Genomic DNA, 24,028 nt, shown 5'->3' with positions numbered 1-24,028 from the left:
ACGGGAGCCCCGGTTGTGAAGAGGGTGTGCAGAAGTGGAATCAGGTGGTTAAAGGCGTCACTTGACCACCGTGGACCAGTCCGGTGACTGCGCCGGGTCGAGTCCGCGCAGGGCCTGGAGCGTCTCGGGCTTCTGCACGTCCATCCAGTCGGCGAGCTCCTTGAACGACACGCACTTGACGCCCTTTTTGGTGCAGACGTTCTTGATGACCTGGTCGATGGACTTCATGTAGATGCCGCCGTTCCAGTCCTCGAAGTGGTTGCCGATGAACAGGGGCGCGCGGCTGCCGTAGTAGGCGCGGTTGAAGCCGGCCATGTAGGAGGCGACGGTCTGCTGTTCCCACTGGGGGTACTTGGCGGGGTCGCCCTTGGTCTCGCCGCCGGACTGGTTGTAGAGGAAGTTGAAGTCCATGGACAGGCCCTGGTACTTGCCGTCCTCGTAAGGGAGCATCTGCAGCGGGAAGTCCCAGATGCCGTTCTTCTTGGCGGGCCAGATCTGGAAGTCGCCCGGCGAGGAGGCGTCGTAGCGCCAGCCGTAACTCTTGATGGCCTTCAGGAGGTTGGGCTGTCCCTCGAGGCAGGGGGCGCGTCCGCCGGTGACCTCCTTGCGGAAGTCGAAGGGCAGCGGGGGGATGTCGGTGAAGCCGGTGTTGGTCTTCCACTTCTCCACGAACGAGTAGAACTGGTCGATCTCGCTCTTCCACTCCTCGACGCTCCAGTCGCCGCCGCCCTTGGCGCCGCAGAAGTGGCCGTTGAAGTGGGTGCCTATCTCGTTGCCCTGCTCGTAGGCGAGGCGGAGCTGCCCCAGGGTGTCGCGTATGTGCTCGTCGGTGGCGTAGTCGATGGCGGCGGCGCCCGGGGAGTGCATGGGCGGGTGGTAGAGGGTCTTCTTGTCCTTGGGCAGCAGGTAGATGCCCGTGAGGAAGAAGGTCATGTGGGCGTTGTACTCCCTGGCCAGCTCCCGGTAGTGCGAGAACAGGTGGTCGCTGCCCTCGAGGGCGCCGTCCCAGGAGAAGACCACGAACTGCGGGGGCTTCTCGCCCGGTTTGAGGGGTACGGGCTTCAACTCGCCCTTCTGCGGCCCCGTGTACGAGGTGGAGCCGTCGCCGAGCACCTGGGTCCTGCCGTCCCACTTGGGCTCGGCGGTGGCCGCGGCGCCGGGGTCCTTGGCGCCGCTCTTGGCGCCGCCCTTGGACCCGGCGGAGGCGGTCGGCGCGGTGGAGTCGGGGCGGGTCAGCGCCAGGAAGCCCGCCACGACGGACGCGACGACCAGGAGGGCGGCCAGGGTCACGAACTCGGGGCGGGTGGTGTGGCGGCGCGCGCGGGCCTTGCGTCGGCGGCCGGGTGTCGGCTTCATGGGCGGCTCACATTGGGTGGTGGTCGGTGCGGGTGCGGGTGCGGTGCGGCCCCGGGCCGCCTTCGGTCAGCCGAGTGGGTCCATGGCGCGGGCCCAGATGCCGTAGGGAACGTTGTCGGGGCCGGCGCCGGCCAGTCCCTTCAGCGGGAGCGGTTCGAGGCTCTTGGCGAGATCCATGCGGTAGACCACGACGGCCGTGGACACCGACCTGGCGGTGCCGACGTACCAGGCGGCCGTGTCGTCCTCGGTGGTGCCGGCCTTGCCCGCCACGGTGGGGGCGGTGGCCGTGGGTACGGAGTTCGCGGCGGGCACGGCGGCCGGGTGGGCGCCGCGGAAGGCGTCGCCGAGGGCCTCGGTGACCTGCTGCGCCACCTGGGCGGTGACCGCGCGTTCGCGGGCCGGGTCGTCCAGGCGCACGGTGGAGCCGTTGCGGGTGATGCGGCGCACCGAGTACGGCTCGGTGTGCATGCCGCCGGCGGCGAAGGTGGCGTAGCCGTTGGCCATGCGGATGGCGCTGGGGGTGGAGCTGCCCAGGGACAGCGCGGGGACCTGCGGGCCCATGGTGGAGGGCAGCAGTCCTGCCGCGATGGCGGTCTGTTTGACCTTGTCCAGGCCGGTGTCCATGCCGAGCTGCATGAACGGGGTGTTCACGGACTCGGCGAGCGCCTTGCGCAGGCTGATCCGCCCCCAGGACTTCTTGCCGTCGTTGTGGGCGGCGACCTTGCGGCCGCTGCGGTCCCAGTAGGGGCCCTCGGGGGTGGTGACGGGAACGGCGTCGTCGCCGTTGTAGAGCGTCTCGGGGGTGACCGGCTCGCGGGCGGCGCCGCGGCGCTTGGTGACGCCGGACTCGAGCCCGGCCGCGTACACGAAGGGCTGGAACGCCGAACCGGCGGGCACGGTGGAGGCGTTGGACTCGTTGTAGCCCTGGGTGCGGTGGTCGGGGCCGCCGTAGACGGCGAGGATGCGGCCGTCGGCGGCCACCGAGGCGGCCCCGTAGTGCGCGGTCTTCGCGGCGGCCGCGTCGGTGGACCTGGCCCTCTTGCGGGCCTTGGTGACGGCGTCGGTGAGGGTGCTCTCGCGCTCGCGGTCGAAGGTCGTGTAGATCTGGTAGCCGCCCATGTCGAAGTCCCGGTCGGAGATGTTCCCGGCCTTCTTGGCGTACTGGGAGGCGAGTTCGACCAGGTAGTCGCTCTGCTGGCCGGTGTCGTAGAGCGGGTTGCGCTTGAGCGGCTCGGGGAAGGTCCTGAACTTGGCGCGCTCGGCCGGCGACAGCTTGCCGATCTTGACCATGCGGTCGAGGATCCACTTCCAGCGCTCCTCGGCGCGGTGGTGGTTGGCCTGGTTGAGCGTGGGGTCGTACAGGCCGGCGCCCTTGAGCAGGGAGGCGAGGAAGGCGGCCTCGCTCGCGTTGAGCTGGCTGACGTCCTTGCCGTAGTAGGCCTGGGCGGCGCGCTGGATGCCGTAGGTGCCGCGGCCGAACCAGCTGGTGTTGAGGTAGCCCTCGAGGATCTTGTCCTTGCTCATCCGGTTGTCGAGCTTGAGGGCGATCATCGCCTCGGTGAACTTGCGGCTCACCGTCTGGTTCTGGGTCAGGTAGACGTTCTTGACGTACTGCTGGGTGATGGTGGAGCCGCCCTGGGTGTCGCCCTTGCCGACCGTGCGCCACAGGGCGCGGCTGATGCCCTTGAAGGAGATGCCGGGGTCGCTGTAGAAGCTCTCGTTCTCGGCGGCGAGGACGGCCCAGCGGACGTCCTCGGGTATGTCCTTCAGCGGCATGGCCTGGCGCTGCACCCAGCCGGTGCGGGCCATCGGGGTGCCGTCCGACCAGAAGTACACGTTGTCCTGCTGGGTGGCGTACGTGTTGAGGTTGGACGGTATGTCCGTGGCGGCGTAGGCGACGACCAGGAACAGGCCGGTGAGGCCGAAGGCCGAGAAGACGGCGCCTGTCCACTGCCGCCAGGAGGGCATCCAGCGGCGCCAGCCGGTGCGGCCGGGGCGCGGGTAGACCGGTTTCAGCTTGCGGGCGTAGGGCGCGAGGAGGGTGGCCAGGGGCGCGAGGCGGCTCAGCAGCGGGGAGAGGCGGCTCGCGGTGGCGGCGGTGAGCCGGGCGAGCCGCGGGGGCAGGGCGGGGCGGCTGCGCGGCTTGCGGCGGCCCCGGCGGCCGGCCGGCCGGCCGGCGCCCGTGCCCCCGGGCCTCGGCCCGGACTTCGGCCGGAAGACGCGCAACTGCATGGTCGGCTCCGGGTCGCCGCCCGGCTCGCCCGTCCTGGCGGCCTCGCGCTGCTTGCGCAGCGCGTCGACGTTGAGCTGCATCGTCTCGTCCGCGCGCGGCGGGGCGTCGGCGGCCTGCCGCTCGGCCCGGTCCCCGTCACGGTCCTGGTCGCGGGTCAGCTCGCGGTTGCGCTCCCGCAGGGCGTCGACGTTGAGCTGCATGGTCTCGTCCGCGCGTGGCGGACCGGTGTCGGGTGCGCGCCTGGGCGCCGGGCGGCGCTCGCGGGGCCCTTGGGCCTCCTCCGGGAGGCCCTCCCCCTGCCCTGCCTCGGTCACGACTGCGTCTCCCTCCGCACTCCGTGTTGCCTGCGCGGGTCGACACAGCCGCCGCGGTCGCGGCCGCCAGCCCCCTGGTTCCCAGCCGCCTCGCGGCCCTCGCGGCGCTATAAAATTATCAGCCGTCTTTTCAATTCCTCCGCACAATAACGGGACAGAAACCAACACATGAGAAACGCAGAGCTCTGTGTGCCACGTCACGCCGGTTAACCTGGGGCCATGCCTCGCTACGAGTACCGGTGCCGCAGTTGCGGTGACACGTTCGAACTGAGCCGTCCGATGGCGGAGTCCTCCGCCCCCGCCACCTGCCCCGCGGGCCACGACGACACGGTCAAGCTGCTGTCCACGGTGGCGGTCGGCGGCTCCGCGAGCGCCCCGTCCTCCGCGCCCCGGGGCGCCTCGGGCGGTGGGGGCGGCTGCTGCGGAGGCGGCTGCTGCGGCTGACCCGCCCGGCGCTCCCTACGGGCTACGGGGCTCCGTCGGCCGTTCCCCGGGCGGTGCGCAGGAATTCGCGGACGATCCGCTCGCCGGCGAGCACCCCGCGCTCCGGGAGGGCGGTGATGCCGGGGGCCGTCCAGCCCGTCTCGGCCAGTTCGCCGTGGGCGGGACGCCAGCCCCGGTCCACGGCGAGCAGCAGGTCGGCGTCGAGCAGCGAGTCGCCGGCGCCCAGGACGAGGTCCGCGCCGGTGCGCCGGGCCACCTCGTGGACCGCGGCGCTCTTGGTGAGCGGCTTGGGCACCGCGTAGACCTTGCGGCCCTGGAGCGACACCGTCCAGCCCAGGTTCTCCGCCCACGCGCCGAGCTCCTTCACCCAGTCGTCGGGGAGCAGTTCGCGCTCCACCACCAGGTAGGCGAACAGGTCCTCGGCGCTGCGGTGCTTGCGCACCCACACCGGGTCGGCGGTGCGCAGCAGATGCTCCTGCACCTGCGCCAGCGGCGCGCACTCGCCGGCCAGCCGTGCGGTGACCCGCCGGTGCCAGTCGGGGTCGGACACCCCGTCCACGAGCAGATGGCCGCCGTTGGCGCAGATCGCGTACGCGGGCGTGGGGCCCGGCAGGTTGATGCGCAGGTACTGCTTGCGCGTGCGGGTCGTGGTGGGCACGAACACCGCCGTGTCGGCGAGGTCGGCGAGTTTCTGGGCCGCCGTCTCCGTCATGTAGGACAGCGGCCGGCTCTCGTGCACCTCCACGCACAGCAGCCTGGGCGCCCGCGCGTCCGGCATGGTCAGCGCCAGCGCGGCGGCGGAGTAGATGAGCGTACGGTCGAGGTCGCTGGCCACCAGCACCGGCATCAGTGGTTCACCGCCCGGCCGTCCGCGCCGGTCGCCCCGCGCGTGAAGCGCGGATGGATCAGCCCCACGCAGGTGTACGGCAGTTCGTCCACCTCCTCGACCGGGACCCCTCTCTGCTCGGCCAGCAGGCGCACGTGATCCAGGTCGGCACCCGCCCCCGCACGGGCGAGGATCCGCCACGGCACCCGGCGCAGCAGCACGCGCGTGGTCTCGCCGACGCCCGGCTTGACCAGGTTCACGTCGTGGATGCCGTACTCCTCGCTGATGCGCTCCACGGCCGCCCAGCCCTCCCAGGTGGGCGTGCGGTCGGCGGACAGCAGCTCCTTGACCGCCATGTCGACGGAGTCGGCGACCTCGGCGAAGCGCGCGCCGACCGCGTCGAGGAAGACGTTCGACAGGTCGGAGCCGGCCAGCTCGCGGTAGAACTTCGCGCCGTGGAAGTCGTGCGGCCCGACCAGGTCGGCGCGCAGCACCGTGCGCGAGATCAGGCCGGAGACGGTGGAGTTGAGGCAGGCCGAGGGGATGAGGAAGTCCTCGCGGGTGCCGTAGGTGCGCACGCAGGACCCCGGGTCGGCGAGCACCGCGATCTCCGGGTCGAAGCCGGTGACGCCCTCCTCCCGCTCGAACCGGGCGATCGCGTCGGCCAGTTCGCGGGTGATGGCGCCCTTGCCGGTCCAGCCGTCGACGAAGACGACGTCGGCGGGATCGTGGTGGGCGGCCAGCCAGCGCAGCGCGTTGGCGTCGATGCCGCGGCCGCGCACGATCGACACGGCGTAGTGCGGCAGTTCGCGGCCGTGGCGGAAACGGGCCCAGCGGCGCATCAGCACGCCGACCGGGGTGCCCGCGCGGGCCAGCGAGACCAGTACCGGGGCCGGTGTCCGCTCGGTGAGGACCGTCTCGGTGACCACGCCGACGGCGTGGGCGATCCGGGCGGCGGAGACCTCCAGGGCCGCGTGGAACAACCGCTGGTACTGCTCGCTGGGCTGGTACTCCACCGGCAGCGACTCGGCGTAGTGCGCGCCGCCGCTCTGGATCGCCTCCTCGCGCTCCTCGGTCGGCGCCTCCAGCGTCACCTCCGACAGGTCCCGCAGCAGCCAGCCGACCTCCTGCGGCGCGTACGAGGAGAAGGCGGGGCCGCGCAGGGGCTCGGGCAGCATGGGGGGCCTTTCGTGGGCGTGCGGGCGGGCGGGGACGTACGAGGGCACGACCGCGAGCAGGACGTGCGGGGTGTGCGCGGCGAGCTGCGCGAGCAGCCCGTCGGGCGCGTGCAGCCCGGGCGTGTCGGCGACGGAGTCGACCACGGCGACGATCGCGTCGAAGCCGGCGCCGGCGACGTTGTACGCGTACCGCTCGCCGGGCCCGTCGGCCGGGTCGTCGTGGGCGGGGAAGACCAGGCGGGTGCGGATGGCGTAGCCGGGGTCGTCGACGGCGAGGACGGGCGAGCGGGTGGTGGTGGAGTAGCGCACCTCGGCGGCGGTGACGTGCTCCAGCTCCCGGGCCAGCCGCAGCGGGGCGTACATCAGCTCCTCGAAGCCGAGCACCAGCACCCGGCGGGCGCCCTGGGGCAGCGCCTCGGCGAGCCGGGCGGCCATGGCGGGCAGCGCGCGCTCCAGGCGGTCGCGGTGGGCGGGCGTGAACCCGTGCCGTCCGCCGTCCGGGAGGCCCCGGGGCCAGCGGAGGGCGACCCGGGTGATCCGGCCGCGGGCGCGCTGGGCGGGGACGGCCGGCCGCTCGTAGCGGGCGACGAGTTCGCGGCCCTTCTCCAGGACGTGCTCGGGCAGCTCGACCGTGCCCGAGGCGGCGGCGACCAGGTCGACGCGGGCACCGATCTCGCGGGCGAGGCCGTGCAGGCGGCCGGCGTCGGCCGGGGAGCGCATGTCGACGAGGGCGACCACGACGTACCGCCGGCGCGGATGGCGGGCGTGCAGGTCGCGGATGGTGTTCAGGACGGTGTTGCCGGTGGAGAACTCGTCGTCCACCAGGACCAGCGGGCCGTCCCCGGCGAGCAGCGCCGGGTCCTCGGGCAGCAGCAGGTGGGAGGTGGCGTGCGAGTGGGACTCCTCGAAGCCGCCGGCCCGCGCGACCCCGGCGACCGGGCGGCGGGTGGAGTGCAGGCAGCAGGCGGTGCCCAGACCGTCGGCCACCGAGTGGCCGAGGCCGGTCGCGGTCTCCGCGTACCCCAGGACGACCGCCTCGGCGGCCTCGGCCGGGCCCAGCAGGTCCCGCACCCGGCGGCCCAGCGCGAACCCGTGCCCGTACACCACCGAGGGCGACTGCGGTACGTGCTTGCCGAGCACGTTGGACACGAGCAGGTGCGCGCGCTTGGGGTTGCGGCGCAGCGCGAGGCCCAGCAGGCCCGTCAGCTCCTCGTCGCCCCGCAGCTCGACCCCGAGCCGCTCGGCGACCCAGGTGCCGGACCAGACCGCGTCGTTGACTGCCTTGTTCATGCGTTCCTTCAGCTGGGGATGGCGGCGGCGAGCAGCTCCACGAAACCGACGTCCTCCCGGGCGACGCCGAAGACCTCGGCGCGCTGCAGGGTCCGCTCGGCCCAGGCGCGGTGCGGCTTCACCTCGTTCATCTTGTTGGTGTACGCCGATCTCAGCACGCCCCCGCCGCCCCGCTCGGGTCTGAGGATGTCCGCCGCGTCGCTGAACTCCTCGTGGCTGACGACCGACAGCGCGTGCACCGGCAGGACGTGGGAGGGGTGGATGCAGGTCTTGCCGAGCAGGCCGTTGGCGTGGTCGAGGGAGATCTCCCGCAGCAGCCCGTCCATCGCGTGCTCGATCAGTCTCTCGCGCAGCTCCACGGCCTGCACCTGCAGGAAGGGGCTCTGCCGCAGCTGCGGCTTGAACATCCGCTCCGGCATGCGGAAGTACTCCCAGACCGGACCGGTCACGGTGAAGCCGGTGCCGTCCGCGCGGGCCAGCATGTTCACCACGTCGGCGATCACGGAGGCGACGACCTGGACGTCGTAGGCGGTCATGTCGGGGGCACGGCGCAGCCCGTAGGAGGAGCAGAAGTCGGTGACGCCCAGGCGCAGGGCGAGCACCCGCTCCCGGTGCTTGTCGACCGCGCGGAAGATGCCCTCCAGCGTCTCCACCCGCGACTCGCGGTAGAGCAGCTCGGGCGACTCCAGCACCGGCATGGCGAACAGCCGCCGCCCGCTGGCCGCCTCCGCGGCCTCGACGGCCTCCAGGAACGGCAGTCCGCGCTCCGCGGTGAACTTGGGCAGCACGAAGCCGGACAGCAGCCGCACGGCGGGTCCGAGGCGGCGCACCAGGTCGGGTATCTGCCCGGGGACGCGGACCCGGATGAACAGCAGCGGGAGTCCGGCGCCCGGGCGGGCGGCCAGGTCGGCGAACTGGTCGACGAGGTTGGCCTCGCCGGCGGCCACGTCCGCGTCGTCGATGGAGTCCTCCAGGCACAGCACCATGGAGACCACGCCGCTCCGGGCCCGCTTGACGATGTCGTCGGCGAGGCGGGGCCGGGTGGCCGGGCTGTACAGCGTGGCGCCCAGGGCCGCGGAGAGGAGCCGGGCCGGGGAGTCCGCGGTGAACTCGCACGGCTCCCGGTGGAACAGTCGCTGCCGCACCTCAGGAGCGAGGTGCCCGAAATGACGCATATAGCTCCCCCGTTGCGACGCGAGCGGCCGGTCGGATTCTGGAAAGGGTGGCCGGTAATAGTACGTACAATTCCCGGTCAGAAGTTCCCTCCGGGCATGAACTTCTGGTAACCCGGCCGTGTCGGCACCTGTCGGACTCCCTCCGTTCCCCCACCACCCGCATTGTCGTGACCAGGACCGAGAAGGCAGGATGACCGCATGACGCACGCGATGCTGAAGGGATCCAACGTCCCGCTGGAGGCCGCCACGGTACGGGCCGTGCTGCGCTGGACGCCCGGGCAGCAGGTCCCCGACGTCGACGCCTCCGCGCTGCTGCTCGGCCCCGACGGCCGTGTGCGCTCCGACGAGGACTTCGTCTTCTACAACCAGCCCCGGCATCCCTCCGGGAAGGTCTGGCGGCTGGGCAAGAAGCGGGTCGCGGACGGCCTGACCGACACCGTCCAGGCCGACCTTTCGGGCCTGGAGCCGGGGGTCGGCCGGATCCTGCTGGTCGCCTCGGCGGACGGCGTGACCTTCGACCGCGTACGGGACCTGCGGATCGCGCTGTACGACGCGGCCGTCGCCGACGGCGAGCCGCTCGCCCACTTCGACATCAAGCCGGAGACCGGCCAGGAGACGGCCCTGATCTGCGGGGAGCTGTACCGGCGCGGGGAGGGCTGGAAGTTCCGGGCGCTCGGCGAGGGCTACTCCAACGGCCTGAAGGGCCTCGCGACCGACTTCGGCATCTCGGTGGACGAGTCGGAGGAGGCGGAGGGCGCCGAGGGGGCCGGGGAGCCGTCCGCGCCGCCGGCGACGGCACCCGGGTCCACCGCGCCGGACGCGGCGCCCACGACGGCCCAGCCGCTGCCCCCGGAGCTGCCCGTGCAGCCGGTGCCGCAGCCGGTCCAGCCCGCCGCCGTGACGGCCCAGCCGGCCTACGGGTACCCGTATCCGTCCGGCCAGCCGGCGTACGGCTATCCGCAGACGGGGTACGGCTACCCGCCGCCCGTGGGACCCGCGCCCGACCCGGAGTTCCGGCTGCCGCCGCAGGGTCCGCAGTTCATCGGGCGGTAACCCGGCACCGGGCCGCCCGGCTCACCGGTCGGCGGTCTTGTAGCCGCGGCCCCACTGCAGTCCCCAGCCGTACAGCCGGTCCAGTTCCGACTGGAAGCCGTAGACGAACTTGACCTCGCGGCGCACGACCAGTTCGCCCTTGACGTTCTCGATCAGGACGACCGCGCAGGAGCGGGCCTGCGGATGGCGCTCGTCGAGGCCGATCTCGATGCGCGGGCCGTTGCTCGGGTAGAGCGTGACGATCGCGTGGGTGCGGTCGAAGGCCGGGGTCTGGTCGTAGATGTAGACGAAGACCAGCAGGCGCTTGATGTCGTCGCGGTGGTCGAGGTTGACGTAGATCGTCTCACCGGAGGCCGAGCCGAACCGGTCGTCGCCGCTGAGCTTCACGTACGGCGGGGCGTTGACGTCCCCGAGGAAGCCGCCGAGCGGCTGGACCACGCCCTTGGTGCCGTCGGCCAGCTCGTACAGGCAGCCGAGGTCGAGGTCGACGTTGACCATGGACTGGCTGTGGCCCATCACCTCCGGCGGCTTGAGCGCCCTGAAGGGGTGGCGCAGCAGGCTCTCCCGGGTGGCGCCGCCGATGTCGGAGGTGCGCATCCGCCAGGTCAGGTTGATGCGCAGATGCCCGGTGGCCGCGCCCTGCTTGGTCAGCGACACCTGGTGGTGCCGCTTGGTCAGCTCGATCGCGTTGCTCGCGGCGCTGCCCGAGTCGAAGTCGTGTGCGCGCCCGCCCAGCAGTCCGTCGAAAAAGCCCATCTCCCGCCCCTACGCTCGACCACACCCGCTGCCCCGCACACATGCCGCGGGGCGGCCCGGGGCACGGACGGCGGCTCGCCGTCCCTCCCGCTGGGCCGCCCCGCTCAGAGCGTTCCTCGCCCCGGGGGGCGTCACACCTTGGAGGACACTTCCGTCTTGGCCTCCGAGCCCGCGGCCTCCTCGGCGGCCGCGAGCGCGCGGTTGCGGCGCACCGAGGACCAGAAGGACCAGGCGATCAGGACGACGCCGACCAGGCCCGTGATGACCTCGTTGATCTGGTATTGGATGGTGACCATGAGGATCACGGCCAGGGCGCCGATGGCGTAGTGCGCGCCGTGCTCCAGGTAGACGTAGTCGTCGAGGGTGCCCTGGCGGACCAGGTAGACCGTGAGCGAACGGACGTACATGGCGCCGATGCCGAGGCCGAGGGCCATCAGGACGATGTCGTTGGTGATGGCGAAGGCGCCGATCACGCCGTCGAAGGAGAAGGACGCGTCCAGGACCTCGAGGTAGAGGAACATGAAGAACGCGGCCTTGCCGACCAGGACGGCCGCCGAGCGTTTACGCCCGGTGCGCGCGGCCTCTTCCTCCTCCTCGTGCTCGCGCTCCTCCTCTTCCTCGAGCCTGTCCTCGAAGTAGCCGGACAGGCCGCCGACGACCATGTAGGTGATCAGGCCGGCGATGCCGGCGATCAGCACCGTCTGCGCCTTGTCGGCGTGCGCGCCGCCGTGCTGGTGGGCGTGGGTGGCGAAGGTGAAGGAGGTGATCAGCAGGACGACCAGGGAGATGCAGACCGACAGCATGTCGACCTTGCCGAGCTTGGCCAGCGGCCGCTCGATCCAGTGCAGCCACTGGATGTCCCGGTCCTCGAAGATGAAGTCGAGGAAGATCATCAGCAGGAACATGCCACCGAAGGCGGCGATCGCCGGATGGGCGTCGGTCACCAGCTGCTGGTAGCGGTCCTTGTTGTTGAGCGCGAGGTCGACGGCCTGGACCGGCCCCATCTTGGCGCTGATGGCGACGATCACGACGGGGAAGACCAGCCGCATGCCGAAGACCGCGATGAGCACGCCGACCGTGAGGAAGATCTTCTGCCAGAAGGCGGTCATCTTCTTCAGGATCCCGGCGTTGACGACCGCGTTGTCGAAGGACAGCGAGATCTCGAGGATGGACAGGATCGCCACGATGCCGAAAGCGGTCCACCCCCCGTAGAAGACCGCGGCGGCCAGGCCGAGCGCGGTAATCGCGAACGACCAGCCGAAGGTTTTCAGAAGCACTGGCTACCCAATCCGTCTGCTGGGGGTCCCCCGGGCGGGGCTGGGGGGAGGTTGTCCCCCGCGCCACGCTGGGCTTTACGAAACGTTGACTCCGAAGTCTAGAGCGATACCCCGCAGTCCGGACGCGTACCCCTGCCCCACGGCCCGGAACTTCCATTCGCCCTGGTAGCGGTAGAGCTCGCCGAAGATCATGGCGGTCTCGGTGCTGGCGTCCTCGCTCAGGTCGTAGCGGGCGAGCTCCTGGCCGTCGGCCTGGTTGACGACCCGGATGAAGGCGTTGGAGACCTGGCCGAAGGTCTGCCCGCGCTCGTCGGCCATGTGGATGGAGACCGGGAAGACGATCTTCTCGCAGTGCGGCGGCACCTTGGTGAGGTCGACCAGGATCGACTCGTCGTCGCCCTCGCCCTCACCGGTGAGGTTGTCGCCGGTGTGCTCCACCGAGCCGTCCGGGCTCTTGAGCTGGTTGTAGAAGACGAACCACTCGTCGCCCAGCACCCGGTTGCCCGCGCCGCACAGCAGCGCGCTCGCGTCCAGGTCGAAGGGGGCTCCGGTGGTGGAGCGCGCGTCCCAGCCGAGTCCGACCATGACGTTGGTCAGGTTGGGTGCGGCCTTGGACAGGGAGACGTTGCCCCCCTTGGCGAGCGTGACGCCCATGATGCTGGTCCTCCCCGAGATGGTGCTTCTCTGGTTGTCCTGCGCTCCCCCGGAGGGAGCACCGCCAGGCGCCGCGCGGAAACCCGCGCGGCGCCGGACGGTCGTGCGTTCGGCCCGGACGGTGCGACCGGGCCGGCTTCGCCGGGTGGCTCAGACGTTCACACCGAAGTCCTGGGCGATGCCGCGCAGGCCCGAGGCGTACCCCTGGCCGATGGCGCGGAACTTCCACTCCGCGCCGTTGCGGTAGAGCTCGCCGAAGACCATGGCGGTCTCGGTCGAGGCGTCCTCGCTCAGGTCGTAGCGGGCGATCTCCGCGCCGCCGGCCTGGTTCACCACGCGGATGTAGGCGTTGCGGACCTGGCCGAAGGACTGCTGGCGGTTCTCGGCCTCGTAGATCGAGACCGGGAAGACGATCTTGTCGACGTCCGCGGGGACCGCCGCGAGGTTGACCTTGATCACCTCGTCGTCGCCCTCGCCCTCACCGGTGAGGTTGTCGCCGGTGTGCTCCACGGAGCCGTCCGGGCTCTTGAGGTTGTTGAAGAAGACGAAGTTCTGGTCGTTGCCGACCTTGCCGGAACTGTTCAGCAGCAGCGCGCTGGCGTCGAGGTCGAAGTCGGTGCCCGTGGTGGTGCGGGCGTCCCAGCCCAGGCCGACGAGGACCGCGGTCAGGCCCGGGGCCTCCTTCGTCAGCGATACGTTGCCGCCCTTGCTGAGGCTGACTCCCACGAGTCCTCCATTGGTGTCCGGGGGCGGGGAGCCCCGTCGTGCATCGGATATGGGATCAACGTGTCGATCCTAGTGACGGGTTCCCGCACCCCGCAGGGCGTGGAGCCGAAGAATCACAGGGTGTCGAGCGCCTTCACGTACTCGTTCAGGTCACGGGCGTCCGGCAGGTCGTTGACCACGGTCCAGCGCACGACGCCCTCCTTGTCGATGATGAAGGTCCCGCGCACGGCGCAACCCTTGTCCTCGGCGAAGACGCCGTAGTCGCGCGAGGTGTTCCCGTGCGGCCAGAAGTCGCTCAGCAGGGGGTACTCCAGGCACTCCTGCTCGGCGAAGACGCGCAGGGTGGGGACGGAGTCGTTGGAGACGGCGAGCAGCTGGGTGTCGTCGTTGACGAACCGGGGCAGGTTGTCGCGCAGCGCGCACAGCTCGCCGGTGCACACGCCGGTGAAGGCGAACGGGTAGAACAGCAGCACCACGTTCTTCTCACCGCGGAAGTCGGACAGCCGCACGGTCCGGCCGTGGTTGTCCTTGAGCTCGAAGTCGGGCGCCTTGTCTCCGACCTGGATCGCCATCGTTCTGCTTCCCTTCGGTGGGGCTGTTCGGGTGCTACCACCCTACGCAGCGATCACCGCAGGTCCGCGGACGGGCCGACGACAATCGGCCCGTCCGGTCGTGCGTGGACGGCTACTTCTTGGACTTGGCCGCCTTGGGCGTCGCCAGCCGGCTGCCGCTCCAGTCCTTGCCCACGCTGACGCTCTTGCTGGCCGACAGACCCGCCGTCGTCGCGGCTTCGGAGATGTCGCTCGGCTCCACGTATCCCGTACGGCCGGTCTTCGGCGTGAGGAGGAGGATGGCGCCGCCCTCCTCGATGTACGTGGTGGCGTCGACCAGCGCGTCCGTCAGGTCGCCGTCCTCGTCGCGGAACCACAGCACCGCGGCGTCGGCCACGTCGTCGTAGTCCTCGTCGACGAGCTCGCTGCCGATCTCCTCCTCGATGGCCTCGCGGAGCTCCTGGTCGACGTCGTCGTCGTAGCCGATCTCCTGGACCACCTGTCCGGGCTGGAATCCCAGCCTGCCGGCCGGGTTAGTCCGCTCCTCCGCGTGGTCCGCGGTCGCGCTCACGGGTTGCCTCCTGATGGTGTTGCGATATGGGTCTTCAGCCACGCGCGTGCGCGAAGCATTGGCCGTAGTCCACACGGGCGGGCCCGATCGCGCAAGTACCCGGCGGTCCGGACCGCCGAAACGGTGACGATCCCGGCTGTGTCGCCGCAACTCCTGACACGGTATCGCGATCAGAGGTGACGCACACCACACCTTTCTGCCCGCTTTGTCCTCTTGGGAACCGCCGCCACGAGGGCCATTGGTCCCGAGTACCCCCGATTACCCCTCGGTAGAGATGACTTTGCCTGTTCCGAGGTACACGATGGGGAACGGTGCAGGCACAGACCGAAAACCCGGGAGGATCCCGGGCATAGCTCAAAAATGTCGTCCTCTGACAGGTAAGGAACAGCGTGGCTTCCGGATCCGATCGAAACCCGATCATCATTGGCGGCCTTCCGAGTCAGGTTCCTGACTTCGATCCCGAAGAGACCCAGGAGTGGCTGGACTCGCTCGACGCGGCCGTCGACGAGCGGGGCCGGGAACGGGCCCGCTACCTCATGCTCCGGCTGATCGAACGCGCACGGGAGAAGCGCGTGGCCGTCCCGGAGATGCGCAGCACGGACTACGTCAACACGATCCCGACCAAGAGCGAGCCCTTCTTCCCCGGCAACGAGGAGATCGAGCGCCGGATCCTCAACGCCACCCGCTGGAACGCCGCGGTGATGGTCTCCCGCGCCCAGCGCCCGGGCATCGGGGTCGGCGGCCACATCGCCACCTTCGCCTCCTCCGCCTCGCTCTACGACGTGGGCTTCAACCACTTCTTCCGCGGCAAGGACGACGGCCGCGGCGGCGACCAGGTCTTCTTCCAGGGCCACGCCTCACCGGGCATCTACGCGCGCGCGTACCTGCTGGACCGGCTCACCGAGCGCCACCTGGACGGCTTCCGCCAGGAGAAGTCCAAGGCGCCGTACGCCCTCTCCAGCTACCCGCACCCGCGCTCGATGCCGGACTTCTGGGAGTTCCCGACCGTCTCCATGGGCCTCGGCCCGATCGGCGCGATCTACCAGGCCCGGATGAACCGGTACATGCAGGCGCGCGGCCTCGCGGACACCTCCGACTCGCACGTGTGGGCCTTCCTCGGCGACGGCGAGATGGACGAGCCGGAGTCGCTGGGCCAGCTGTCCATCGCCGCCCGCGAAGGCCTGGACAACCTGACCTTCGTGGTCAACTGCAACCTCCAGCGCCTGGACGGCCCGGTGCGCGGCAACGGCAAGATCATCCAGGAGCTGGAGTCGGTCTTCCGCGGCGCCGGCTGGAACGTGATCAAGCTGATCTGGGACCGCTCCTGGGACCCGCTGCTCGCCCAGGACCGCGACGGCGTGCTGGTCAACAAGATGAACACCACGCCGGACGGCCAGTTCCAGACGTACGCCACAGAGTCGGGCGCGTACATCCGCGAGCACTTCTTCGGCGACGACCACCGGCTGCGCGCGATGGTCGAGAACATGACCGACCACCAGATCCTGATGCTGGGCCGCGGCGGTCACGACCACCGCAAGATCTACGCGGCGTTCAAGGCGGCCGTGGAGCACAAGGGCCAGCCGACGGTGATCCTGGCCAAGACCGTCAAGGGCTGGACGCTCGGCCCGAACTTCGAGGGCCGCAACGCGACCCACCAGATGAAGAAGCTGACGGTCGAGGACCTCAAGCGCTTCCGCGACCGCCTGCACCTGCCGATCAGCGACAAGGAGCTGGAGTCCGGCGCCCCGCCGTACTACCACCCGGGCCGCGACTCGGAGGAGATCCAGTACATGCACGACCGCCGCAAGGGCTGCGGTGGCTACGTGCCGACCCGGATCGTGCGCGCCAAGCCGCTCGCGCTGCCGGACGACAAGACGTACGCGTCCGTGAAGAAGGGCTCGGGCCAGCAGTCCATCGCGACCACCATGGCCTTCGTACGGCTCCTGAAGGACCTCATGCGGGACAAGGAGCTCGGCAAGCGCTTCGTGCTGATCGCGCCCGACGAGTACCGCACCTTCGGCATGGACTCCTTCTTCCCGAGCGCGAAGATCTACAACCCGCTGGGCCAGCAGTACGAGTCCGTCGACCGCGATCTGCTGCTCGCCTACAAGGAGTCGCCCACCGGCCAGATGCTGCACGACGGCATCTCCGAGGCGGGCTGCACCGCGTCGGCGATCGCCGCCGGCTCGGCCTACGCCACGCACGGCGAGCCGCTGATCCCGGTGTACGTCTTCTACTCGATGTTCGGCTTCCAGCGCACCGGCGACCAGTTCTGGCAGATGGCCGACCAGCTGGCGCGCGGGTTCGTACTGGGCGCGACCGCCGGACGCACGACCCTGACCGGTGAGGGTCTGCAGCACGCGGACGGCCACTCGCAGCTGCTGGCCTCGACCAACCCGGCGTGCGTCGCCTACGACCCGGCGTACGGCTACGAGATCGCGCACATCGTGCAGGACGGCCTGCGCCGGATGTACGGCGGCGACGAGCAGCACCCGCACGGCGAGGACGTCTTCTACTACCTCACCGTCTACAACGAGCCCATCCAGCAGCCGGCCGAGCCGGCGGACGTGGACGTCGAGGGCATCCTCAAGGGCGTGCACCGGATCTCCGCGGGCGGCGCGGGCGAGATCCCGGCGCAGATCATGGCCTCGGGCGTGGCGGTGCCGTGGGCGCTGGAGGCGCAGAAGATCCTCGCCGCGGACTGGAACGTCAAGGCGGACGTCTGGTCGGCGACCTCCTGGAACGAGCTGCGGCGCGAGGCCGTGGACTGCGAGCAGCACAACCTGCTGCACCCGGAGGAGGAGCAGCGGGTGCCGTGGGTGACGCGCAAGCTGAGCGGGGCGGAGGGGCCGTTCGTGGCCGTCTCCGACTGGATGCGCTCGGTGCCGGACCAGATCGCGCGCTGGGTACCGGGCACGTACCAGTCGCTGGGCGCGGACGGCTTCGGCTTCGCCGACACCCGGGGCGCGGCGCGGCGGTTCTTCCACATCGACGCGCAGTCGATCGTGGTGGCCGTGCTGACCGAGCTGGCCCGCGAGGGCCGCCTCGATCGCTCGGTGCTCAAGCAGGCCATCGACCGCTACCAGCTCCTCGACGTGGCGGCGGCGGACCCCGGGGTCGCGGGCGGCGACGCCTAGGGCTCCTCCGGCCTGCCCACTCCCTACGATGCGGACATGGAGGAACTTCCGGCACAGACGCGGTGGGAACGGCGGACGCAGCGGCCCTTGCTGCTGCTCGCGCTCGCCTTCGCCGCCGCGTACGCCGTGCCGATCGTGAACAGCTCCGCCGGCCCGTCCCTGACCCTCGGGTGCACGGTGGTGGAGTGGGTGGTGTGGGGCGCGTTCGCGGCCGACTACCTCATGAGGCTCGGACTCGCCCACGGGCGCCGGGAGTTCGTCCGTACGCACTGGATGGACCTGTGCGCGGTGGTGCTGCCCATCCTCCAGCCGCTGCGGCTGCTGCGGCTGGTGTCCACGCTGATGCTGGTGGGCCGGCGGGCGCGGATGGCCGAGCAGATCCGGCTGACGACGTACGTCGCCGGCGCGGTGGTCGGACTGCTGATGTTCGGCTCGCTGGCCGTGCTGTCGGTGGAGCGCGACTCGCCCCACGGGAACATCAGGACACTGGGTGACGCGGTGTGGTGGTCGTTCACCACGATAACCACCGTGGGGTACGGCGACCACGCGCCGACCACCGGGCTCGGGCGGATGCTCGCCGTCGGTCTGATGCTGTCGGGCATCGCGCTGCTCGGTGTGGTGACCGCGAACATCGCCGCGTGGTTCATCGCCCGGTTCGAGCGGGACGACGTGGAGGAGCGGCGGCAGACCGAGGCCATCGAGCTGCTGACCGAGGAGGTGCGCCGGCTGCGCGCGGAGGTCGGCGCGCTGAGCGCGAGTGCGCTGAGCGCGAGTGCGCTGAGCGCGAGTGCGCTGAGCGCGAGTGCGCTGAGCGCGAGTGCGCTGAGCGCGAGTGCGCTGAGCGCGAGTGCGCTGAGCGCGAGTGCGCCGGGCGCGAGGGCGCCGGGCGCGAGGGCGCTGAGCGCGAGGGCGCCGGGCGCGAGGGCGCTGAGCGCGAGGGCGCCGGGCGCGAGGGCGCCGGGCGCGGGGGCGCCGGGCGCGGGGGCGCCGGGCGCGGGGGCGCCGGGCGACGGTGCGCCGGCGTCCCGCGTGGTGGGTGCCGAGAAGGGCCCCCGGCCGAGCGCCGGAGGCCCTTTCCCGCACCGCCCGGGGTCAGAACACGCCGTTGCCCCAGGTTGCCGCTCCTGCCAGCCAGATGACGGCCAGGAGCGTGTCGATGGCGCCCAGTACGAGGGCGACCAGGGCCGGGACCGAGCGGTTGGCGCCCGCCCAGCTGCGGCCCATCGCGAGCCAGCCGCAGACGACCGCCACCGGGCCGAGGATGATGCCCAGCACGAAGAATCCGGCGATCGCGCAGATGGTTCCGATGATTCCGAGCGTCGCGCTGTCCGGCCGGTTCCATGACCACGTCCGGCCACGTGAACCAGGGTGTCGGCGCGTACCTTGTCCGAAGCCCGCCATCATCAACTCCTTGAACCCTGTGTCGAGTTGGGGTTCTGTCGGGGTTCGTGTACGCGGGTACCCCGGTTGCGGACGTCAATTCCCGGACCTGCGGGCCGTATCGGCCGGGCCTTCGGGCCGTATCCGAGGAGCCGTACCGGACATGTCCCGGGCCGGGTCCGCTGCCTGCGCGCTGCCCCCCTCCGGCAGCGCGCCGCAGCGTGCACGTCCTCCGTCCCCTGCGGAGGACGTGACCCACTGTGACCCCGGGGCGCGCGCCGGGGCGAGAGATCCCCGGCCGCGTCACCCTGATGGGCGAAACCGCGCCGGTCAGATGTGGCCGACGCCCGCGCCGGCGTCCGCGTTCTGCCCGCGCTTGGTGAGCAGCGCGACCAGGACGGCCACGGCGGCCACCCCGGCGGCGACCAGCGAGGCCAGGCTCATGCCGGAGATGAAGGTGTCGTGCGCGACGGAGGTGATCTTCGCGGCGAACGCCTCGGGCGTGCCCTTCGGCACCGGGGCCACGCCGACCTGGACCGCCTCGGAGGCCTGGTCCAGCTGGGCCTGGCTGAGCGGCGGGAGTCCCGCGTCCTTCCAGTTGCCGGCCAGGTCGTGGTCGACCTTGGAGGCCATCACGGCGCCCAGCACGGCCGTACCGAGGCTGCCGCCGATCTGCATGGCGGCCTGCTGGAGACCGCCGGCCACGCCGGACAGCTCCAGCGGGGCGTTGCCGACGATGACCTCGGTGGCGCCGACCATGACGGGCGCGAGGCCGAGGCCGAGCAGGGCGAACCAGATGGACATGGTGAGGCTGCCCGTGCCCGCCTTGAGGGTGGACATGCCGTACATGGCGATCGCGGTGGCGAGCATGCCGCCGGCCAGCGGGATGCGCGGGCCGAACTTGGTGATCATGGCGCCCGCGAGCGGGGAGCCGACGATCATCATGCCGGTGAGCGGCAGCAGGTGCAGGCCGGCGTCGATCGGGCTCATCCCGTGCACGTTCTGCAGGTAGAAGGTGACGAAGAACAGGCCGCCCATGAAGGCGATGGCCATCAGGACCATCAGCACCACGCCCGCGGACAGCGGGACGGAGCGGAACAGGCCGAGCGGGATCAGCGGCTCGCGGACCTTGGTCTCCCAGAAGGCGAAGAGCGCGAAGCCGAGCAGGGAGGCGGCGATGAACGTCCAGGTCCTGCCGTCGCCCCAGCCCCAGGACGGCGCCTTGATCAGGGCCCACACCAGGCAGAACATCGCGCCGGACAGCAGGACTATGCCGAGGACGTCGAAGGAGCGCGGCGCGTTCTCGGCGCGGTGGTCGGTGAGGATCAGCAGGCCGAGGACGAGGGCGAGGACACCGACCGGCACGTTGATGAAGAACACCGACTGCCAGTTGACGTGCTCGACGAGCACGCCGCCGAGGATCGGGCCGCCCGCGGTGGAGGCGCCGATGACCATGCCCCAGATGCCGATGGCCATGTTGAGCTTCTCGGCCGGGAAGGTGGCCCGCAGCAGGCCGAGCGCGGCCGGCATCAGCAGCGCGCCGAACACGCCCTGGAAGACGCGGAAGGTGACGACCGCGGCGATGCTGTGGGACAGGCCGATGGCGCCGGAGGCGGCGGCGAAGCCGGTCACGCCGATGAGGAAGGTCTGCCGGTGCCCGAAGCGGTCACCGAGCTTGCCCGCGGTGATCAGGGAGACCGCGAGGGCGAGGAAGTAGCCGTTGGTGATCCACTGGACGTCGGCGAAGCTCGCGCCGAGGTCCTTCTGGATGGCCGGGTTGGCGATGGCCACGATGGTGCCGTCCAGGGCCACCATCATGACGCCCACGGCGACGGTGATCAGGGTGAACCACGGATGGCCGCGCAGCCCGCCGGAGGGTGCGGGGTCCGACGGGGCTCCTGAGGCCTTGTCCCCCGGCCCGGTCGTGTCGATGGTGGTCTGACTAGTCATACCTTCGAGGCTAATGTCAGCTACTGACAAACGACAAACCGATTCACTAGTCGGTAACTGACGCGTCATGTCCCTATAGTCTGAACTGGGCGAACCCCGCACGAAAGAGGTCCGGGAAGTTGATGGAGACGGCGGGAGCCGCCGAGGCGGTGCCGCGGCCGGGTCTGCGTGAGCGCAAGAAGCGGCGCACCCGGGACGCCCTGCTGCGGGCCGCGCTCGAGCTGTTCACCACCCAGGGTTACGAGCGCACCACGGTCGACGAGATCGCCGAGGCCGTCGACGTCTCGCAGCGCACCTTCTTCCGCTACTTCGCCGGCAAGGAGGACGTCGCCCTCGCCGTCCAGGAGATGGTCGAGGAGCACTTCGTACGCTCCCTGCGCGGCCGCCCGCCCGGGGAGGCCCCGCTGGAGGCGCTGCGCCGGGCGGTGCTGGACGGCTGGGACACGATCAACGAGGCGGTCGCCTCGGTGGTGCCGGTCGAGCTGTACCTGCGGATGTTCCGGCTGATCGAGTCGACGCCCGTGCTGCTGGCCGCGCACCTGCGCCGCTCGGCGGAGACCGAGGAGGAGATCGCCCGCCTGCTCGCCGCGCGCGAGGGCCTGGACGTGGACACCGATCCGCGGCCCCGGCTGGCGGTCGCCGTCTTCGGCGCGGTGATGCGGGTGACGGGCCGTCAGTGGAGCACGGGCGAGGACTTCAGCCCGGAGGCGATCCGCGCCCTCACGGCCGCCCACCTCGACCAGGTGGGTCCGGCGCTGACCGGGAACTGGCGTACGAGCGCGGGGTCCTGAGCAGGGGCGGCGGGACGGCCGCGCCGGCGGGTGCTGAACTGGCGTACGGCTGACCGATCTTGAACAGGCGTGCGGACTGAGGCCCCCGTCACAGGGATTGAAACGTGATCCCTGTCACTCGGTTAACGCGAGACCCTCTCGTTCTCCTAGTGTGTCCTCCCAGTGACTTCCTTCGAAACCTCCTCCCCGCAGCTCAACGTCTGGCGCGCGCTGCTCGCGCTGGCCGTGGTCTTCGTGATGCTGGCGACCACCGGCTGGACGGCCGTGCGCAGCCACCGCGGGTCCACCGCCCTCCAGACCTCCCTGTCCGCCTGGGACCACGGCCGGCTGCACGGCCACCGGCTGCCCGACGCGGACGCCGCTCCCGCCCGGCTGACCCGCTTCTTCGCCTCGCTGACGGCGCAGGACCGCGCCCGCCTCGCCCACCGCTACCCGCTCGCGGTCGGCAACATGAACGGCGCCCCCGTCCCCCTGCGCTACGAGGCCAACCGCGTCGCGCTCGGCCAGGCCCGCGAGGCCGAGCTCAAGCGCATGCACGACCCCCGGCTCACCCCGGCCGGGCAGCAGGACGCGGGCCGCCGCATGCACCGCTTCACCACGCTGATGGCCGGGGACCGCCAGATCCTCGCCTTCGACCCCGAGGGCTCGGGCCGGATCGCCGAGGTCTTCGGCGACCTGCCGAGGGCCGGGCGGATCTCCGTCGTCGTCCCCGGCGTCGACACCGACCTGCTCACCTTCGAGAAGAGCTACCGCCCCTACTCGGCGCCGTACGGCATGGCGAAGTCGCTGTACGCGGCGGAGCGCACCGCGAAGCCCGGCGTCCGTACGGCCGTGATCGCCTGGGCCGACTACACCGCGCCCAGCGGGCTCGGCGTCGACGCGGCCACCGCGATGCGCGCCGAGGAGGGCGCCGTCCGGCTGAACGCGCTGCTGCGCGGGCTGCCCGGCCGCTCCCCCATCTCGCTGTTCTGCCACAGCTACGGCTCGGTGCTGTGCGGGGTGGCCGCGCGCTCGCTGCCCGGCCGGGTCTTCGACATAGCGGTGGCCGCGAGCCCGGGCATGCGCGTGCGCGAGGCCTCCCACCTGCACACCTCCGCGAACGTGTGGGCGATGCGGGACGCCACCGACTGGATCCAGGACGTGCCCTACCTCGAGCTCGGCGGGCTCGGCCACGGCGCCGACCCGGTCTCCTCGGCGTTCGGCGCGCGCGTGCTGTCGGCCCGGGGCGCGAAGGGCCACGCGGGCTACTTCGAGCCGGGCACCGACAGCCTGGCCAACTTCGCGCGGATCGGCGTCGGCGCCTACGACTCGGTGCGCTGCGCCCACGACGACGACGGGTGCCGGGCGGATCTGCCCGCACGATGAAGGCCGGACGCGCGTAGAGACAGCAGGAAGTGCGGTCCGCGCGGGGAGGGACGAAGCAGCTCGTGCCGCCTACGATGAGCCGCATGGGTGACGTACTGACCGGATTTCACGCTGCCTGGGAGTTCGCGTCCGATTCCGTGCTCATCCGCTACGAACGGGGGATACGGACACCGAAGCTCTTCCAGACGCTCGGCGAACGCCGGGTCCCGCTGACCGCCCTCGCGAGCGTGACGCTCACCCCCGGCCGGCGCGGGACCGTGGTCCTGCGGGCCGAGCCCAGACCGGGCGCCGACCCGCTGATGGACGCGGCCGACGGCCAGCTCAAGGAGGGCTGCGACCCCTACCGCCTGGTCGTGCCCGCCGAGCGCGCGACCCTGGCCGAGTACTACGCCGACGAGCTGCGCGCACGGCTCACGGACGCCGGCCCGGCCGAACGCCACCTGGTGGCGCCGCCCGAGCCGCCGCTGCAGTTCAAGGCGTACGACGGGAAGGCGTCCTTCGACGGCAGCGCGGTGCGGTTCCGCTGGTCGTGGACCGGCGCGTCCTCGGCCAAGTGGAAGGCCGGCGACCAGAGCTTCCCCGTGGCCGGGCTCGGCGGGGTGGAGTGGCGCTCGCCGGAGATCCTCGAGGGCCACCTGCGGCTGCTGCCCCGCGAGGCGGGCGGCTCGCAGGGCGCCGCCGACCGGTCCCGGCCGCCGCAGCCGGACCAGGATCCGGCCGCGGTGGTGTTCGGGCTCGGGTACGGACCGGTGCACGAGTCGCTGCCGTTCGCGGCCGCCGTGCTGGCCGCGGTGCGGGCCGCGGGCCCGGCGACCCCGGCGCCGGTCCCGGCGCCGCGCCGCGACCCGGCCGACATCGCCGACCGCATCCGCCACCTCGGCGAACTCCACCAGGCGGGCCTGGTCACGGACGAGGAGTTCTCGGTGAAGAAGGCGGAGCTCCTGGCCGAGCTGTGAGCGGGCGCGGGCCAGCGGGCGCGGACCGGGCACCGGCCGGCGGGC

General features: G+C 71.3%; 18 protein-coding genes and 2 pseudogenes. 7 read left to right on the top strand and 13 right to left on the bottom strand.

Annotated elements, in window-relative coordinates:
• Positions 1-57: 57 nt before the first annotated feature.
• Positions 58-1,356, bottom strand: a complete 1,299-nt coding sequence (locus tag IE217_RS22705) for a polysaccharide deacetylase family protein (protein ID WP_190179753.1) — start codon at positions 1,354-1,356, stop codon at positions 58-60.
• A 66-nt stretch (positions 1,357-1,422) separates the two neighbouring features.
• Positions 1,423-3,903 (bottom strand): transglycosylase domain-containing protein, encoded by a 2,481-nt coding sequence (locus IE217_RS22700; protein WP_373298102.1) that lies wholly within the window; start codon positions 3,901-3,903, stop codon positions 1,423-1,425.
• Positions 3,904-4,122: 219 nt separating this feature from the next.
• On the opposite strand from IE217_RS22700, the gene IE217_RS22695 reads away from it, so the two are divergent.
• A complete protein-coding gene (locus IE217_RS22695) occupies positions 4,123-4,347 on the top strand; it encodes an FmdB family zinc ribbon protein (RefSeq protein WP_190179752.1) in 225 nt (74 codons plus the stop codon).
• 22 nt (positions 4,348-4,369) lie between these two features.
• On the opposite strand, the gene IE217_RS22690 is transcribed toward IE217_RS22695, so the two are convergent.
• Genes IE217_RS22690 through IE217_RS22680 form a run of 3 tightly spaced genes read right to left on the bottom strand, consistent with a single transcriptional unit; the run spans position 4,370 to position 8,816 of the window.
• A complete protein-coding gene (locus IE217_RS22690) occupies positions 4,370-5,194 on the bottom strand; it encodes an HAD family hydrolase (protein WP_190179751.1) in 825 nt (274 codons plus the stop codon).
• Positions 5,194-7,641, bottom strand: coding sequence for a phosphoribosyltransferase (locus IE217_RS22685; protein WP_190179750.1), 2,448 nt, complete (start codon positions 7,639-7,641; stop codon positions 5,194-5,196). Before IE217_RS22685 ends, IE217_RS22690 begins: the two co-directional genes overlap by 1 nt.
• An 8-nt stretch (positions 7,642-7,649) precedes the next feature.
• Positions 7,650-8,816, bottom strand: coding sequence for an HpcH/HpaI aldolase/citrate lyase family protein (locus tag IE217_RS22680; protein WP_190179749.1), 1,167 nt, complete (start codon positions 8,814-8,816; stop codon positions 7,650-7,652).
• 198 nt (positions 8,817-9,014) lie between these two features.
• Between IE217_RS22680 and IE217_RS22675 the strand changes: the two genes are divergently transcribed.
• Positions 9,015-9,869, top strand: coding sequence for a TerD family protein (locus IE217_RS22675; protein ID WP_190179748.1), 855 nt, complete (start codon positions 9,015-9,017; stop codon positions 9,867-9,869).
• 21 nt (positions 9,870-9,890) lie between these two features.
• Here the strand turns inward: IE217_RS22675 and IE217_RS22670 are convergent, their stop codons facing one another.
• The 6 genes from IE217_RS22670 to IE217_RS22645 all read right to left on the bottom strand — a co-directional run bounded on the left by IE217_RS22670 (position 9,891) and on the right by IE217_RS22645 (position 14,404).
• Positions 9,891-10,625: a TerD family protein gene (locus IE217_RS22670; RefSeq protein ID WP_190179747.1), complete on the bottom strand. Its 735-nt coding sequence runs from the start codon at positions 10,623-10,625 to the stop codon at positions 9,891-9,893.
• Between the two features lie 131 nt (positions 10,626-10,756).
• Positions 10,757-11,902 (bottom strand): DUF475 domain-containing protein, encoded by a 1,146-nt coding sequence (locus IE217_RS22665; protein ID WP_190179746.1) that lies wholly within the window; start codon positions 11,900-11,902, stop codon positions 10,757-10,759.
• 75 nt (positions 11,903-11,977) lie between these two features.
• Positions 11,978-12,556 (bottom strand): TerD family protein, encoded by a 579-nt coding sequence (locus IE217_RS22660; RefSeq protein ID WP_190179745.1) that lies wholly within the window; start codon positions 12,554-12,556, stop codon positions 11,978-11,980.
• Between the two features lie 150 nt (positions 12,557-12,706).
• The gene (locus IE217_RS22655; protein ID WP_190179744.1) at positions 12,707-13,282 is read right to left on the bottom strand and encodes a TerD family protein; all 576 of its coding nucleotides are present in this window, start codon (positions 13,280-13,282) and stop codon (positions 12,707-12,709) included.
• A 113-nt stretch (positions 13,283-13,395) separates the two neighbouring features.
• Complete coding sequence (locus IE217_RS22650) at positions 13,396-13,854, bottom strand: peroxiredoxin (protein ID WP_190179743.1); 459 nt, start codon at positions 13,852-13,854, stop codon at positions 13,396-13,398.
• A 112-nt stretch (positions 13,855-13,966) separates the two neighbouring features.
• Entirely contained in the window at positions 13,967-14,404 is a 438-nt protein-coding gene (locus IE217_RS22645; protein ID WP_190179742.1) for a DUF3052 domain-containing protein, read from the bottom strand.
• A gap of 389 nt (positions 14,405-14,793) precedes the next feature.
• Here IE217_RS22645 and aceE point away from each other — a divergent pair, with 389 nt between their 5' ends.
• On the top strand, positions 14,794-17,541 hold the full coding sequence (aceE, locus tag IE217_RS22640) for a pyruvate dehydrogenase (acetyl-transferring), homodimeric type (RefSeq protein WP_190179741.1): 2,748 nt from the start codon (positions 14,794-14,796) through the stop codon (positions 17,539-17,541).
• A gap of 36 nt (positions 17,542-17,577) precedes the next feature.
• Positions 17,578-18,300, top strand: a pseudogene (locus IE217_RS22635) (potassium channel family protein); the annotation flags it as partial.
• 333 nt (positions 18,301-18,633) lie between these two features.
• Here the strand turns inward: IE217_RS22635 and IE217_RS34840 are convergent.
• On the bottom strand, positions 18,634-18,945 hold the full coding sequence (locus tag IE217_RS34840; RefSeq protein ID WP_229865499.1) for a small hydrophobic protein: 312 nt from the start codon (positions 18,943-18,945) through the stop codon (positions 18,634-18,636).
• Positions 18,946-19,251: 306 nt separating this feature from the next.
• On the bottom strand, positions 19,252-20,871 hold the full coding sequence (locus IE217_RS22630) for an MFS transporter (protein ID WP_190179740.1): 1,620 nt from the start codon (positions 20,869-20,871) through the stop codon (positions 19,252-19,254).
• Positions 20,872-20,993: 122 nt separating this feature from the next.
• On the opposite strand from IE217_RS22630, the gene IE217_RS22625 reads away from it, so the two are divergent.
• From IE217_RS22625 to IE217_RS22615, 3 genes and pseudogenes are all read left to right on the top strand, one after another.
• Positions 20,994-21,662 (top strand): TetR family transcriptional regulator, encoded by a 669-nt coding sequence (locus IE217_RS22625; RefSeq protein ID WP_190179739.1) that lies wholly within the window; start codon positions 20,994-20,996, stop codon positions 21,660-21,662.
• 162 nt (positions 21,663-21,824) lie between these two features.
• Positions 21,825-23,044 (top strand): annotated as a pseudogene (locus IE217_RS22620) (alpha/beta hydrolase).
• Between the two features lie 66 nt (positions 23,045-23,110).
• On the top strand, positions 23,111-23,983 hold the full coding sequence (locus tag IE217_RS22615; protein WP_190179737.1) for a DUF4429 domain-containing protein: 873 nt from the start codon (positions 23,111-23,113) through the stop codon (positions 23,981-23,983).
• The last annotated feature ends 45 nt before the right edge of the window (positions 23,984-24,028 follow it).

Origin of the sequence: Streptomyces naganishii JCM 4654 (assembly GCF_014650575.1) — a bacterium.
Lineage (GTDB): Bacteria > Actinomycetota > Actinomycetes > Streptomycetales > Streptomycetaceae > Streptomyces > Streptomyces naganishii.
The sequence above is the reverse complement of the archived record's forward strand: the minus strand, read 5'-3'. Positions and strand labels throughout refer to the sequence as shown.

What these genes read in the sequence shown, in the direction of transcription:
- IE217_RS22670 (WP_190179747.1), bottom strand. Translation starts at nt 10,625, where the DNA reads ATGGGCTTTTTCGACGGACTGCTGGGCGGGCGCGCACACGACTTCGAC.
- IE217_RS22695 (WP_190179752.1), top strand. Translation starts at nt 4,123, where the DNA reads ATGCCTCGCTACGAGTACCGGTGCCGCAGTTGCGGTGACACGTTCGAA.
- IE217_RS22690 (WP_190179751.1), bottom strand. Translation starts at nt 5,194, where the DNA reads ATGCCGGTGCTGGTGGCCAGCGACCTCGACCGTACGCTCATCTACTCC.
- IE217_RS22705 (WP_190179753.1), bottom strand. Translation starts at nt 1,356, where the DNA reads ATGAAGCCGACACCCGGCCGCCGACGCAAGGCCCGCGCGCGCCGCCAC.
- IE217_RS22650 (WP_190179743.1), bottom strand. Translation starts at nt 13,854, where the DNA reads ATGGCGATCCAGGTCGGAGACAAGGCGCCCGACTTCGAGCTCAAGGAC.
- IE217_RS22680 (WP_190179749.1), bottom strand. Translation starts at nt 8,816, where the DNA reads ATGCGTCATTTCGGGCACCTCGCTCCTGAGGTGCGGCAGCGACTGTTC.
- IE217_RS22625 (WP_190179739.1), top strand. Translation starts at nt 20,994, where the DNA reads ATGGAGACGGCGGGAGCCGCCGAGGCGGTGCCGCGGCCGGGTCTGCGT.
- IE217_RS34840 (WP_229865499.1), bottom strand. Translation starts at nt 18,945, where the DNA reads ATGATGGCGGGCTTCGGACAAGGTACGCGCCGACACCCTGGTTCACGT.
- IE217_RS22675 (WP_190179748.1), top strand. Translation starts at nt 9,015, where the DNA reads ATGACGCACGCGATGCTGAAGGGATCCAACGTCCCGCTGGAGGCCGCC.
- IE217_RS22630 (WP_190179740.1), bottom strand. Translation starts at nt 20,871, where the DNA reads ATGACTAGTCAGACCACCATCGACACGACCGGGCCGGGGGACAAGGCC.
- IE217_RS22615 (WP_190179737.1), top strand. Translation starts at nt 23,111, where the DNA reads ATGGGTGACGTACTGACCGGATTTCACGCTGCCTGGGAGTTCGCGTCC.
- IE217_RS22660 (WP_190179745.1), bottom strand. Translation starts at nt 12,556, where the DNA reads ATGGGCGTCACGCTCGCCAAGGGGGGCAACGTCTCCCTGTCCAAGGCC.
- IE217_RS22685 (WP_190179750.1), bottom strand. Translation starts at nt 7,641, where the DNA reads ATGAACAAGGCAGTCAACGACGCGGTCTGGTCCGGCACCTGGGTCGCC.